6 protein-coding genes are annotated in these 13,360 nt (G+C 61.0%); 2 read left to right on the forward strand and 4 right to left on the reverse strand.

The features are described 5' to 3' along the window. Nucleotides 1–412: 412 nt before the first annotated feature. Nucleotides 413–1,831: an amino acid permease gene (locus tag AC3WL2_RS15955; protein ID WP_023632492.1), complete on the forward strand. Its 1,419-nt coding sequence runs from the start codon at nucleotides 413–415 to the stop codon at nucleotides 1,829–1,831. Between the two features lie 72 nt (nucleotides 1,832–1,903). Here the strand turns inward: AC3WL2_RS15955 and AC3WL2_RS15960 are convergent, their stop codons facing one another. Beyond that, on the reverse strand, nucleotides 1,904–2,785 hold the full coding sequence (locus AC3WL2_RS15960) for a LysR substrate-binding domain-containing protein (RefSeq protein WP_102683102.1): 882 nt from the start codon (nucleotides 2,783–2,785) through the stop codon (nucleotides 1,904–1,906). Nucleotides 2,786–2,936: 151 nt separating this feature from the next. Here AC3WL2_RS15960 and ydiJ point away from each other — a divergent pair, with 151 nt between their 5' ends. After that, complete coding sequence (gene ydiJ / locus AC3WL2_RS15965; protein ID WP_102683101.1) at nucleotides 2,937–5,954, forward strand: D-2-hydroxyglutarate dehydrogenase YdiJ; 3,018 nt, start codon at nucleotides 2,937–2,939, stop codon at nucleotides 5,952–5,954. Between the two features lie 134 nt (nucleotides 5,955–6,088). On the opposite strand, the gene AC3WL2_RS15970 is transcribed toward ydiJ, so the two are convergent. From AC3WL2_RS15970 to AC3WL2_RS15980, 3 genes are all read right to left on the reverse strand, one after another. Beyond that, nucleotides 6,089–7,291 (reverse strand): MFS transporter, encoded by a 1,203-nt coding sequence (locus tag AC3WL2_RS15970; RefSeq protein WP_102683100.1) that lies wholly within the window; start codon nucleotides 7,289–7,291, stop codon nucleotides 6,089–6,091. Nucleotides 7,292–7,436: 145 nt separating this feature from the next. After that, nucleotides 7,437–12,656 carry a deaminase domain-containing protein gene (locus AC3WL2_RS15975; RefSeq protein ID WP_158247527.1) on the reverse strand — a complete coding sequence of 1,740 codons (5,220 nt, stop codon included), beginning with the start codon at nucleotides 12,654–12,656 and terminating at the stop codon, nucleotides 7,437–7,439. A 378-nt stretch (nucleotides 12,657–13,034) separates the two neighbouring features. Continuing rightward, nucleotides 13,035–13,160 carry a hypothetical protein gene (locus AC3WL2_RS15980; RefSeq protein WP_256582632.1) on the reverse strand — a complete coding sequence of 42 codons (126 nt, stop codon included), beginning with the start codon at nucleotides 13,158–13,160 and terminating at the stop codon, nucleotides 13,035–13,037. Nucleotides 13,161–13,360: the final 200 nt, after the last annotated feature.

Consider the following 13,360-nt stretch of genomic DNA (forward strand, 5'->3'; position numbering starts at 1 on the left):
CCACCCCCTTCCCAAACCCCCGCCCAAGCGCTGAGATAGCGCCCATTGCCGTGTGCAGAGCCAGGCAGGATCGCCAGGCACTTAAAACAACAAAATGGAGGCGCCATGCACGCCGATCACTCCGCCTTTTCAGGCCTTCACCCCAGGACCGCTGCGTTTTTTCCACAGGAAACGATGCAACGCGTTGACGCCTGCGCGTTTGCAGGGGTATACAATGCGCCGCGTTTTACCTGTGACTCCCTTGCGTACCGCGCACGCTTGCTGACACCCGGTTGATCCGCCCCTGGCCAGCAAGGCCACGAGCGACTTCCCGTCACAAGTATCCAAGGTAACCACCTTGCCCATTCCGCTGCGCCACGAGTGCGGTGGGTCCGATTCCGTCACAGATAAAAACAAGCAGGTGACTTCGTTCATGAGTGGACATAACTCACAGTCCGGCGAACTCAAGCGTGGCTTGAAGAACCGCCATATCCAATTGATCGCCCTGGGCGGCGCCATCGGCACCGGGTTGTTCCTGGGCTCGGCCGGCGTGATGAAGTCCGCCGGTCCGTCGATGATCCTCGGCTATGCGATCTGCGGCTTCATCGCCTTCATGATCATGCGCCAGCTCGGCGAGATGATCGTCGAAGAGCCGGTGGCCGGCTCCTTCAGCCATTTCGCGCACAAGTACTGGGGCGGTTTCGCCGGCTTCCTGTCGGGCTGGAACTGCTGGGTGCTGTATATCCTGGTGGGCATGTCGGAACTGTCGGCGGTGGGCAAGTACGTCCACTACTGGTGGCCGGAGATTCCGACCTGGGTAACGGCGGCGGCGTTCTTCCTGCTGATCAATGCGATCAACCTGATGAACGTGAAGTTCTTCGGCGAAGCCGAGTTCTGGTTCGCCATCATCAAGGTGGTGGCCATCGTCAGCATGATCGGCCTGGGTGCCTACCTGCTGACCAGCGGCAGCGGCGGTCCTGAAGCCTCGGTGACCAACCTGTGGGCCCATGGTGGTTTCTTCCCGCACGGTGTCAGCGGGCTGGTGATGGCGCTGGCGTTCATCATGTTCTCCTTTGGTGGCCTGGAGATGCTCGGCTTCACCGCCGCCGAGGCCGACAAGCCGAAGACCGTGATCCCCAAGGCGATCAACCAGGTCATCTATCGCATCCTGATCTTCTATGTCGGCGCCCTGGTGGTGCTGCTGTCGCTGACCCCATGGGACAACCTGGTGGCGAGCATTGACGCCTCCGGCGGCAGCTATGGCAGCAGCCCGTTCGTCCAGGTGTTCTCGTTGCTGGGCAGCGACGTGGCGGCCCACCTGCTGAACTTCGTGGTCCTGACCGCGGCGCTGTCGGTGTACAACAGCGGCACCTACTGCAACGCCCGCATGCTGCTAGGCATGGCTGAGCAAGGTGATGCGCCAGCGGCGCTGGCCAAGGTTGACCGCCGTGGCGTGCCGGTACGTTCGATCCTGGTCTCGGCAGCCGTGACCCTGATTGCGGTGCTGCTCAACTACCTGATGCCGCAGAATGCCCTGGAGCTGCTGATGTCGCTGGTGGTGGCGACCTTGGTGATCAACTGGGCGATGATCAGCTACTCGCACCTGAAGTTCCGCCAGCATCTCGACCGCACCGGCCAGAAGCCGCTGTTCAAAGCGCTGTGGTACCCGTACGGCAACTACCTGGTGCTGGCGTTCGTGGTGCTGATCCTGGGCATCATGCTGCAGATTCCGGGTATCCAGGTGTCGGTGTACGCGATGCCGGTGTGGCTGGTGGTGATGTATGTGGCCTATCAGCTCAAGAGCAAGCGTGGCTCCCAGGCCAATGGCGCTGCTGGCAGCATCGCCAAGTAAGCGCTGAGGCGCACCAACAAAAAACCCGATGCCGAGTAACCGGCATCGGGTTTTTTGTTGCCTGTGCCGGCCTCAGATCTGTTCGAGCAACCAGCCACGAAACGCTCGCAGCGATGGCAGTGCCTCATTCCTGGGCGGATAGATCAGGTAGTAGCTGCGCTGGCTGGCGAAGGGCTCACCCGGGCTGAACAGCTCGCCACTGGCCAGTTCGTCCGCCACCAGTATGCGCGGCACCAGGCCGATGCCGATCCCGGCGCGCACGGCCTGGATCAGGTGCGAGGTCAGCTCGAAGCTTGGCCCCAGGCGCATGGCGCGGTGGGGCAGGGCATGGTGGGAAAACCACTCGCCCCAGGCATGGGGGTTGTTGGCGACGTTGAGCAGTACTTCCTCGCTGATCCTTTGCGGGTTCCATTGGTCGTCCGCCATGGCTTGCGGCGGCAGGATCACCACCAGTTCCTCGGCATGCAGGCGATGGCAGATCAGCCCGGGCAAGTCATGGCTGGCAACGCCGATGGCCGCGTCGATCTCGCTGGTGTCGAAGTTGATGGCTTCGATACGTGAATGAATGTGCACCAGCATGCCGGGGTGGGCGCTGTAGAAGGCATGCAGGCGCGGCAGCAGCCATTTCGAGCCGAAGGTCGGCAGCGTCGCCAGGCGCAGGGTGCCGACGCCGGACTGATAGGCCAGTGCCTGCAGGGTGGCGCTGCGGATGCGGCCGAGGGCCTCGCTGAGTTCGCGCTGGTAGAGGCGGCCGACGTCGGTCAATTGCACCTGGCGGCCCTCGCGACGAAACAGTGTCAGCCCCAGTTGTTGCTCCAGTGCCTGCACCTGGCGGCTCACCGCGCTCTGGGTCAGCGACAGTTCGGCGGCGGCGCGGGTATAGCTTTCATGCCGCGCGGCGGCCTCGAAGGCCAGCAAGAGCGACATCGAAGGGGTGAGGTGGCGGTAATTCATTCATAAAGCTCATCGATAGCGGCAGGAATATCCGTTTGCCCCTGGCGTGAAACTACAGGAACATTGACGTATTCGAAATCCTCCCATGATCCATTCATGCCGGAGCGACAAGATTTCCGTGAATTAGCCGATATCAAAGAGGCATCCTTCGATGATCGCCCATCTGCCGCCCCGCGCGCCCGCCGCCCAATACCCCGAATTCCTAGAAGCCCTGAGAAGCAGCGGCTTCCGTGGCCAGATCAGCGCCGACTACGGCACCCGCACCGTGCTGGCCACCGACAACTCGATCTACCAGCGCCTGCCCCAGGCGGCGGTGTTCCCGCTGGACGCCGACGACGTGGCGCGGGTCGCCACGCTGATGGCCGAGCCGCGTTTTCGTGACATCAAGCTGACCCCGCGTGGCGGTGGTACCGGCACCAACGGCCAGTCGCTGACCGACGGCATCGTCGTCGACCTGTCGCGGCATATGAACACCATTCTCGAAATCAACGTCGAGCAGCGCTGGGTGCGGGTGCAGGCGGGCGTGGTCAAGGACCAGCTCAATGCCGCGCTCAAGCCCCACGGGCTGTTCTTCGCGCCAGAGCTGTCCACCTCCAACCGCGCCACCGTCGGCGGCATGATCAACACCGACGCCAGTGGCCAGGGCAGCTGCACCTACGGCAAGACGCGCGATCACGTGCTCGAATTGCACAGCGTGCTGCTCGGCGGTGAGCGCCTGCACAGCCTGCCGATCGACGACGCGACGCTGGAACAGGCTTGCGCCGCGCCCGGCCGGGTCGGTGCGGTGTACCGCATGGCCCGCGAGATCCAGGAAACCCAGGGCGAGCTGATCGAGAGCACCTTCCCCAAGCTCAATCGCTGCCTGACCGGCTACGACCTGGCGCACCTGCGCGACGATCAGGGCCGCTTCAACCTCAACAGCGTGCTGTGCGGGGCCGAGGGCTCGCTGGGCTATGTGGTCGAGGCCAAGCTCAATGTGTTGCCGATCCCCAAGTACGCGGTGCTGGTCAACGTGCGCTACACCAGTTTCATGGACGCCCTGCGCGACGCCAATGCGCTGATGGCGCACAAGCCACTGTCGATCGAGACCGTCGACTCCAAGGTGCTGATGCTGGCGATGAAGGACATCGTCTGGCACAGCGTCGCCGAATACTTCCCGGCCGACCCCGAGCGCCCCACCCTGGGCATCAACCTGGTGGAGTTCTGCGGTGACGAACCGGACGAGGTCAATGCCCGGGTCCAGGCCTTCGTCGCGCACCTGCAGGCCGACCAGGGTGTCGAGCGCCTGGGCCACACCCTGGCTGAAGGCGCCGAAGCGGTGACCCGCGTCTATGTGATGCGCAAGCGCTCGGTGGGGCTGCTGGGCAACGTCGAGGGCGAAGTGCGCCCGCAGCCGTTCGTCGAGGACACCGCGGTTCCGCCGGAGCAACTGGCCGATTACATTGCCGACTTCCGTGCATTGCTCGATGGCTATGGCCTGGCCTACGGCATGTTCGGCCATGTCGATGCCGGTGTGCTGCACGTGCGCCCGGCGCTGGACATGAAAGACCCGGCCCAGGCCGCGTTGGTCAAGCCGATATCCGATGCCGTGGCGGCGCTGACCAAGCGCTATGGCGGCCTGCTGTGGGGCGAGCACGGCAAGGGCCTGCGCTCTGAGTATGTGCCGGAGTACTTCGGCGAGCTGTACCCGGCGCTGCAGCGACTCAAGGGCGCGTTCGACCCGCATAACCAGCTCAACCCCGGCAAGATCTGCACCCCCCCGGACAGCGCCGAAGGCCTGACCCCGGTGGATGGCGTGACCCTGCGCGGCGACCTCGACCGCAGCATCGATGAGCGCGTGTGGCAGAGCTTCGGCAGCGCCGTGCACTGCAACGGCAACGGCGCCTGCTACAACTACGACCCCAACGACGCCATGTGCCCGTCGTGGAAGGCCACCCGCGAACGCCAGCACTCGCCCAAGGGCCGTGCCTCGCTGATCCGTGAGTGGCTGCGCCTGCAGGGCGAGGCGAACATCGATGTGCTCGCCGCCGCCCAGCGCAAGGCCTCCTGGCTCAAGGGGCTGCCGGCGCGGCTGCGCAACAGCCGTGCGCGCCGCCAGGGCCAGGAAGATTTCTCCCACGAGGTGTACGACGCCATGGCCGGCTGCCTGGCGTGCAAGTCCTGCGCGGGGCAGTGCCCGATCAAGGTCAATGTGCCGGACTTCCGCTCACGCTTCCTTGAGCTGTACCACGGCCGCTACCAGCGTCCGCTGCGCGACTACCTGATCGGCTCGCTGGAGTTCACCATCCCGTACCTGGCTCATGCGCCGGGCCTGTACAACGCGGTGATGGGCTCGAAGTGGGTGAGCAGGCTGCTGGCGGACAAGGTCGGCATGGTCGATAGCCCGCTGATCAGTCGTTTCAACTTCCAGGCTACTCTGACCCGTTGCCGGGTTCAGGTCGCCAGCGTGCCCGCGCTGCGTGAGCTGACCCCGGCCCAGCGCGAGCGCAGTATCGTGCTGGTGCAGGACGCCTTCACCCGCTATTTCGAGACGCCACTGCTGGCCTCGTTCATCGAGCTGGCCCATCGCTTGGGGCACAAGGTGTTCCTCGCGCCCTACAGCGCCAACGGCAAGCCGCTGCACGTGCAGGGTTTCCTCGGTGCCTTCGCCAAGGCAGCGGTCCGCAACGCCACCCAGCTCAAGGCCTTGGCCGACTGCGGCGTGCCGCTGGTGGGGTTGGACCCGGCGATGACCCTGGTCTATCGCCAGGAGTACCAGAAGGTCGATGGCGTGGAGTGCCCGTCGGTACTGCTGCCCCAGGAGTGGCTGATGAACGTGCTGCCCGAGCAGGCGCCGTTCAAGGCTGACAGCTTCCGCCTGATGGCCCACTGCACCGAGAAGACCAATGTGCCGGCCAGTACCAGGCAGTGGGAGCAGGTTTTCGCCCGCCTGGGATTGAAGCTGGTCACCGAGGCCACCGGCTGCTGCGGCATGTCCGGTACCTATGGGCACGAGGCGCGTAACCAGGAAGCCTCGAAGACCATCTTCGAGCAGTCCTGGGCAACCAAGCTGGACAAGGCGGGGGAGGCACTGGCGACGGGCTACTCGTGCCGTAGCCAGGTCAAGCGGATGACCGAGAAGCAGCTGCGCCACCCGCTGGAAGTGGTGCTGCAGTTCGCGCAGCGCTAGTGATATTGTCGGGGCCGCTATGCGGCCCAATCGCCGGCAAGCCGGCTCCCACTCTGATCGCATAAGCCCGAGCCATGCGCTAACTCTGTGGGAGCCGGCTTGCCGGCGATGAGGCCGGTGAAGCTACAGCCGAATCAGGATTGATGTGCACTTTGGCGCATCCGCCGCGCCTGGCGATGCAGGTACAAGCTCAACACCAGCCCGCATCCCGCTGCCGCTGCCGCGAACAGGAAAATCGAGGCAAAGCCGAAGCCTGCTGCCACGGCCCCCACCAAGGGTCCGGTGATGCCCAGCGACAGGTCGATGAACAGCGAGTAGGCTCCCACCGCCGCGCCACGGTTGGCCGCAGATACCTGATTGACCGCTTCCACCCCCAGTGCCGGGAACACCAGCGAGAAACCGAAGCCGCTCAACGCGGCGCCGGCCAGGGCCAGTCCGGGCGTCGGCGCCAGCCAGAGCATCAGCAAGCCCAGGGTTTCTACCGACAGGCAGGCGATAGCCACGCGAAAGCCGCCGATGCGGTTGATCAGGTTGCCGAACAGCAGCCGCGCACAGATGAAGCTGGCACCGAACAGGCTCAGGGTCGGCGCGGCGTCGGGCCAGCCGCGGCTGGCGTAGTACAGGGTGATGAAGGTGGCGATGGTGCCGAAACCGATCGAGCCCAAGGCCAGCCCCGAGCCATGCGGGAAAACCTTGCCAAGCACCCGCAGGAATGGCAGCCGCACCCCTGCCACCACCGGCGCGGCGCGCTTGGGCCAGGCCAGCAGCAGGCCAAGGATGCCGAGCAGGATGATGCTCGCGCCCATGCTCCACAGCCCCAGGTGCTTGACCATCACCACGCCCAGCGGCGCGCCGATGGCCAACGCGCCATAGCTGGCGATGCCGTTCCAGGAAATCACCTTGGCGGTGTTCTGCGAGCCGACCCGGCCAATCCCCCAGCCAATCGAACCCGAGCCTACCAGGCTTTCGGCGCTGCCCAGCACCAGGCGACCAATCAGCAGGCAGGCCAGGCTCAGCCAGGGCAGGTGGGTGAGGAAGCTGCAGGCCAGCATGAACACGCCGCTCAGGCCACAGCCGAACAGGCCGTACATGACCGCTTTCTTGCTGCCCAGGTTGTCGATGATGCGGCTGGCAGTCGGGCGGCTGAGCAGGCTGGCCAGGTACTGCACGCTGATCACCAAGCCGGCGACCACGGCGCTGAAACCCAGGTCGTTGTGCACGTAGCCAGGCAGCACGGCCAGGGGAATGCCGATGTTCAGGTAGCCGATGAAGGTGAACAGGACGATGGCCACCACCTGGGCGGTGGTCCTTGGTGAAGAAAGGTGAAGCTGGGGCATGTGGGGTTCCAATCGTGGTGAAGCTGAGGCTTCGCCATGATAGCCATCTCGACCCAGGCTGGGTATGAAGCTTGGATCGAGAGGGGGATGAGGCGGCCGCGGTCGTCAAGACCGAGCCACGGTTATCACCTGAGTCTGAGCGGGGTCAGATTGGATACTGGTCCAGGTAGGTCACCCCGAAGTCGGCGTCGGCGTAGTTGAGCCTCAGTTGAGGGAGCACCACCCCCCCGCAGGATCTGCAGGTATCCATTCGAGTAAACATATGGATTGAGTAGATGCTGTTCGAGGGGTGTTTTTCCTTGAGGATGGTTGCAATCAGGCGTTCCGAATCCAGATAGCGGTCATACGTTCGAACCGACACCCTACCCGAATGTCGCACAACGGGGAGGCTGACGATGTCTGGATCCGGTGCGCGGTTATGCATCAGCGCACCGGCATCGATGTAGGTGGTATCGCCTACGTTGTGGCTGTTTCCGTCGGGCGTATAGGGTTTGAGATGTAATCTTTCCGCTCGTTTGCCGCCAGCTAATGCGTAATAGACGAATTTTTTTCCATCCTTGGTGACAATCGAAGCAAACGCCAGGTTGCTGTTGTTCATCTGCTGGCCAATCATTACAGCGACATCGCGCTGGGCGATATTATTGACCGTCAATGGCACCCAAAGCTGCTCCCTCCCTTGAATCGGCAGCAGCTCATTCAGGGTTTCGACGATGCTGTTTTTTTCGGCGATATTGCGTCGAGTGATGGGCTTCCAGTCTGAAATCAGACTTCTTGTTTCGTTTATAAGACCTTGTTGGGCGTGCTCCCCCGAGAGGATGTTTTCTGCATAGTGAAGCATTTCATTACGTTCATTGTTGTCGAGGCACCATTGCGCATATGCTTGGTAGTCCTTGTTGGCGGGGGAGGCCGCAAGCCACGCCTGCAGCCCTGGCTCACGTTTCGCCACGAGGGCGCAGTACAGCAGCTTGGCAATATTGTCTCGATCGGTTGAACTGCCGGGTCGCTCGGCGACGAATCGGTACTGATTGGACAGGCGCAAGTACTCGTCGATTTCGCTGGCGTCGGTCACTGGGGTAAATGTGAGTGCTCCCGGGCCTTGAGGGGTTTTATAAAACTTACCGTTGTCTACTTCCACGTAGATGCTTTTTTGCGCGTTCCACTCCATATTGAGCCCGCGTAAGCGTCGTTTATCCACGATCTGTTCTGATACTTGTTCCAGTTCCACGACTGGAACGTGGGGGTTGATTGCCTTGGCCTGCGTGCCACTGATCGCGGGTGATAGGCCGAAGTTACGCTCTCTGGACATGCGGCCGTTGATCTGGGGTAGGTAAGTCGGTGTGTTGGGTAGCCCCAGGCTGCTGCATTGCTCCGTGCTCAGTGCAAGCAGTTTCTTTTCCCTTGTGAACTGGACAGGCCGTGTTCCCTTGATGGGCGCATGGTCCCATTTGCAAAACTTTCCTTCGTGAACCAGCAGATCCAGCGAGGTGGCCGAACTCAGGTCCGTGGCCGCGATGTTTCGGCGCTCAAGATGAAACTCCCTCGCCTCGAATGCCTGGCTGATTTCCTGCCCGCGTGTCAGTGGGGGCTGATTGGGAAGCGTGCGTTCGACGGGAAGGCTGATCAACTTGGTGAATGGTATGCAAGAGGCCTCCTCCAGGTCGCGCCTGAGACGACAGGTCACCTCCGAGGCTGATATGGCCTCCAGGTCGCTGACTGGTGTATTGGATAGTTGCGTCAGGCAAGGTTCGGGCAGGTTGGCATCGAGGTGGTATTCGTGACCATCAATCTGGATGTCGTAGTGCGCTGCACCCTTGTAACGAACCCGTAGACGACATGCTTCAGCAATAGCCAGGCTTATCTTGTCGTCTTCGGACATGACGCCTGCGATACGTGTCGGATAATGCCCTGGACTAATCGAGCCCAGGCTTTTCAAGGGTGTCAATGAAGGTGCTTGTGCCGTTCCTTCGACGATAAGCCTAGGTCCGTAGGGCAGGTTGTCGTGTGGATCAAGCAGCTTGTAACTTGTTTTTTCTGGGGTGCCTAGATCCTGCACGAGGCAGTTTTCGGTATTTCCCACCTGCATCAGGTCGTTCTCTGAGTAAGGATGCGCCCTCTCACTCAAGACTTTCAGGGCAATGCTGTATGCACCCTCTTGCGTCATGTGCACCAGTGGAGGGGTTCCTCGCAGGTCGTGCAGCCAACGCAGCGCAGGCTGCGCGAGCTTTTCCCAGGACTTTACGGATAGCCAGCGTGCAAGTCGGCCCATATCTCTATATACGAGAACCGGGCTTTGCTGGGCCAAGTGGCTGACCAGCTCCACGATAGCGCTGCTCATTGCTTCGCAAGTGGCTCGCAAGCTGAGGCGACCGGCTGTACGTATGATTGTCGCGCTCGAGACAATGAACTTGCCTGCCGGTATCAGGACGCCTATCGAATCCATTACGCACCCTGCGATCACACCTGCCGAGTGATCACCTTCCGCCAGATCGGAAATGCAGCCATAGAAAGGCAGGATCGCACGCGCGAGGTATTCAGCGATCTTCTTCTCCAGTGCGATCATCTCTTCCCATGGGGTGGTGTGAGTGTGATCTGCCTTGAACTGCGCCAGCGTGGATGCGTAGAGGTGCGCTGTCGCAGTAGTGGCCAATGCCTGGAAAAAGTCGGCCTCACTGGCCTGGTGCGCATAGACCCGTCTCGATGCTGCAATCAGTTTGCCCTTGCGTGGCGTCTGGAGCTGATTCGCCAGGCGCGAGGGGGTTCCGTTGAGATAGGCATCACTGTCCAGGGGGTGCAACGGGGTCGCGCGGGCCTGGAGTTCGCGGTCGTGGTTCCCCCAGTGCTTGTCCATCGTCTCGACAATATTGCCGCTAAAACCGGTGTTCGGCTCAACCCTGTAACTGAATTGCTGGTTGCAAGGACGAAGTGCACCGGCACTGGGTGTGAGTTCGAAGAAATACTCTTTACTGGCGTCGTGACTATCGAAATCTTCTCGGTGGTCGCCAGGTTGGCAACGGATGAAGAGGCCTTGGATTCCTGTTTGCTCCTCGCTGTCCGACGGTGTGTTGAACGCTACCCGGCTCACTTCACAGGTGGAGGTATAAAGCTGTGTGCGCAAGGCTTGCGGCAGTTCCATGAACAGGCGCTTGATCAGGCGTGCATGAGCTTGCTGCCAGTCGGCCTTGAACGTTTCGAAGGCCTGCTCATACAGCGTTGGAACTGTGCTTTTCCCCGCCCGATAGATATCGCCGGACATGACTAACTGGGTCAGGTTTTCGATGATTGGCCGCTGGCTTGGTGCGCCGACATCGTCCGCGAACCCGGGAGTGGTGATGGTGTGGTGCCAGGTGTAAAAAGTCGCTTTGACCAAGCCCTGGGCACTCAGGTAGCGCCATGTTCCATCGGTTTCGATCGGTTTGTCCCAATATTGCCTGTCAACACCGGCCTGGCTTAATTGTTCTTCGGCCAGCGTTTTGCGGTCCGGTGGCGTCATGGCGAGCTGGCTTGCATCTTCAGCAAAGGACTTTTGTGCGTCTGCGGTGAACTCCAGCGCACGCTGAATCTGATGTGCCGTTGCTTGCCCGATGTCCTCAACCGTCAAGTCTGCAAGCGCGCCATGGGCCTTCGCATAGCGCAATGCCGGCAGGGCCAGGGCGTTGCTCCAGTGCCGCTGTACCTGTTCATCATCAGAGGCACTCAAGTCGCTGGCCAATGTGACAACTTTGTCAAATGAGGCTCTGCAACTGGCGCCGGGCATCATCGCTTCAAGCAGCCTGGCACCGTGAATCAGCGCAACGCTTTGCAGAGAACGGCCATAGTAGAGCCAGTCGGGTGTGCCGGTAACAAGCAGTTCGGGAGCGATTTCGCGAAGCAGCAGGTATTCGAGCAGCTCCAGTGCGGCCGGGGAAATGCCAGGATTGCGCTCAGTGATAGCGTTGCAGATTTTATTACGCAATTGCAGGTGGTTGTACTCGGATACCCAGTGGCCCTGAAAGTCTTCGGCCACCGAGCGATTCGACTGCGTCCGCGGCCCCAAAAAGTGATCGATGATTGCTCGGCTTGCCAGTGCTTGTGTCGCACGCGGGGATGCGGACTCTCCAACAGAGGCACCATACCAACCTGCAAGTCCAAGTAGGGGGCGGAAAACGTCTGCAAACTGAAGTGACCGCATCATCAGTTGCCAGGCTTGCGGGGCAGGCATCAGCAAATGTCGCTTGTCTTGCTTGCGCTCGCAGAGCAGTTCAAAGCCTGCGTTCGTGAACAATTCGTCGATGGAGCAGTCGTCAGACCAGTCGTTGAAGGCGAGTGGCGTACTCGTCAGGGCTCGACTGTCAGGCAAAGGTTCGAGCGGGGAGGGGGCAAGCGTTGTTGGTGTAAGGGGCAACAGCAAGGAGGCTAATCGAAGGCAGCCTGTGCTACTTAGTGACGGGTGCACCTGCTTCAGTTTGTTTGCAAAGGAAAACGCCTGCATGCCCCGGGCGCGTTGAGCATTTTCAAGGGTGAGCTTCACCCAGGCTTCAGTATTTCCGTGTACTGCATGGAGTGCCACTTTCCTGAGAAGTCGGACGCCCAGATCCTGAGTATGGGCCTTGCTCCATTCAACCGGTGGGCTGTTATCGTGAGAACGATCTTCATCCACCCAGGTCGGTATCTGTGAGGCGGCAGCAAGCGCCTTGATACGAAGCTTCATCATGGGCTGGGTGAGGTGCATGTTTCGGGAAAGTATCAGTGCTTTATCTTCGTACTCTGCTGTGGTGGGCAATAATTCTTCAAGCGTCGTGACCAGGGATGCCAAGGCTGACAGGGCCGGGCTCAATTCGTATGCCGTAAGGCCCTGCAACAGGTTTTCAGCAGGGCATTGCGCAAGCCAATCGCTAGCAAGGTCTCGGCGCTGACCACGCTTGAACTGCAGCATCCACATCTGCAATGAGCTGGGCACGCCGGCCAGCAGTTCGCCCAGTTCGAAAAATGCCTCCTTGCCCAGCCGGGCAGCCTCTGTACTCGGCATGTTTTCACCAAACAACAAGTTATCCAGCTGCTTTCTCGCGGTATCCGTTTTAATCGAGGCTTCATTAAGCCATGCGAGGCGGGCAAAAAAATGGTGGATGTGGCGGGGTGTCAGGGTTTCCGGTGCAACGCTCAATACTGCGGCAACCAGCGCGTAGGTCTTCGTGTTGCCGTACAGATCCATAAGATTGGTAAAGAAGAAGCGTGGGTCTTCAGGGAACTGCGTGTTGTTGTCCAGCAGGAATCTGAGAGTGAGGTGAACAGCCCTGATCGGATCGTGCGCCTCACATGGCGCGCTCAGGGGAATGTCCAGGTTGTCGGCGACCAGTACAGGAGCAGATGCCTGGATGTTGTTATCCATGTCTTCATCAGTCGAGTGCCAGCTTGTTACATGTGTTCGGATTCTTTCCAGCAGTTGCGATGGGGTGATCTGCGTGGCGTCGTGACCAGGTGCTGGTTCATTGTCAGGGGGCGGTATCCGGTTCTGGGATATTGAGTGGCTGGGTGTGGCGCCAATACGCTGAGCGGTAGGAGATGCGTCACAGAGGGGGTGGGGAGTGGGTTGGGAATCAATTGACATGTGGCCTCCTGTAGGGAGGGCAACAGTCTGTGGATTCAATCAAGGACAGGGTGGTACAGGGTTATCGCATTCTTAGGGGAATCTGGACGGTGTGAAAACGTGATGACGGGGATAGCCCGCAGGTCAGCCGTTTTCACACAGTCGGAGGGGGATGCGCGGCTATTCCTGGTCGGCGCTGGATTGATCGTCACTGTCCTCGACGACGGGCGTCGGTTCGGCGTGGGCGGCAACGGATTGCTCTTCGGGGTTCAGGCTTGGGAAGGGAAGATTCGGGATTTCATGCATCTCGTCGTTCCTCGCAAGTGTGAGTGAAAAGGCAGCGCTTGGCGCATGTGAGGCTTCGAAAAGCTGGGGCAGGATACAGCAGTCTGGATGACAGTTTGGGATTTTTCCCGGACGCTGGTCGGTTTTAGCGGGCGGCTATCGGACAGGGGAAGCAGGAGGGGGGGGGGGGGGGGGGGGGGGGGGGGGGGGGGGGGGGGGGG

The organism is Pseudomonas sp. FW305-96, from assembly GCF_058783825.1.

Bases quoted from the DNA above. Each gene is read 5' to 3' on its own strand.
- AC3WL2_RS15955 (WP_023632492.1), top strand. From the start codon at position 413: ATGAGTGGACATAACTCACAGTCCGGCGAACTCAAGCGTGGCTTGAAG.
- AC3WL2_RS15960 (WP_102683102.1), bottom strand. From the start codon at position 2,785: ATGAATTACCGCCACCTCACCCCTTCGATGTCGCTCTTGCTGGCCTTC.
- ydiJ (WP_102683101.1), top strand. From the start codon at position 2,937: ATGATCGCCCATCTGCCGCCCCGCGCGCCCGCCGCCCAATACCCCGAA.
- AC3WL2_RS15970 (WP_102683100.1), bottom strand. From the start codon at position 7,291: ATGCCCCAGCTTCACCTTTCTTCACCAAGGACCACCGCCCAGGTGGTG.
- AC3WL2_RS15975 (WP_158247527.1), bottom strand. From the start codon at position 12,656: ATGGATAACAACATCCAGGCATCTGCTCCTGTACTGGTCGCCGACAAC.
- AC3WL2_RS15980 (WP_256582632.1), bottom strand. From the start codon at position 13,160: ATGCATGAAATCCCGAATCTTCCCTTCCCAAGCCTGAACCCCGAAGAG.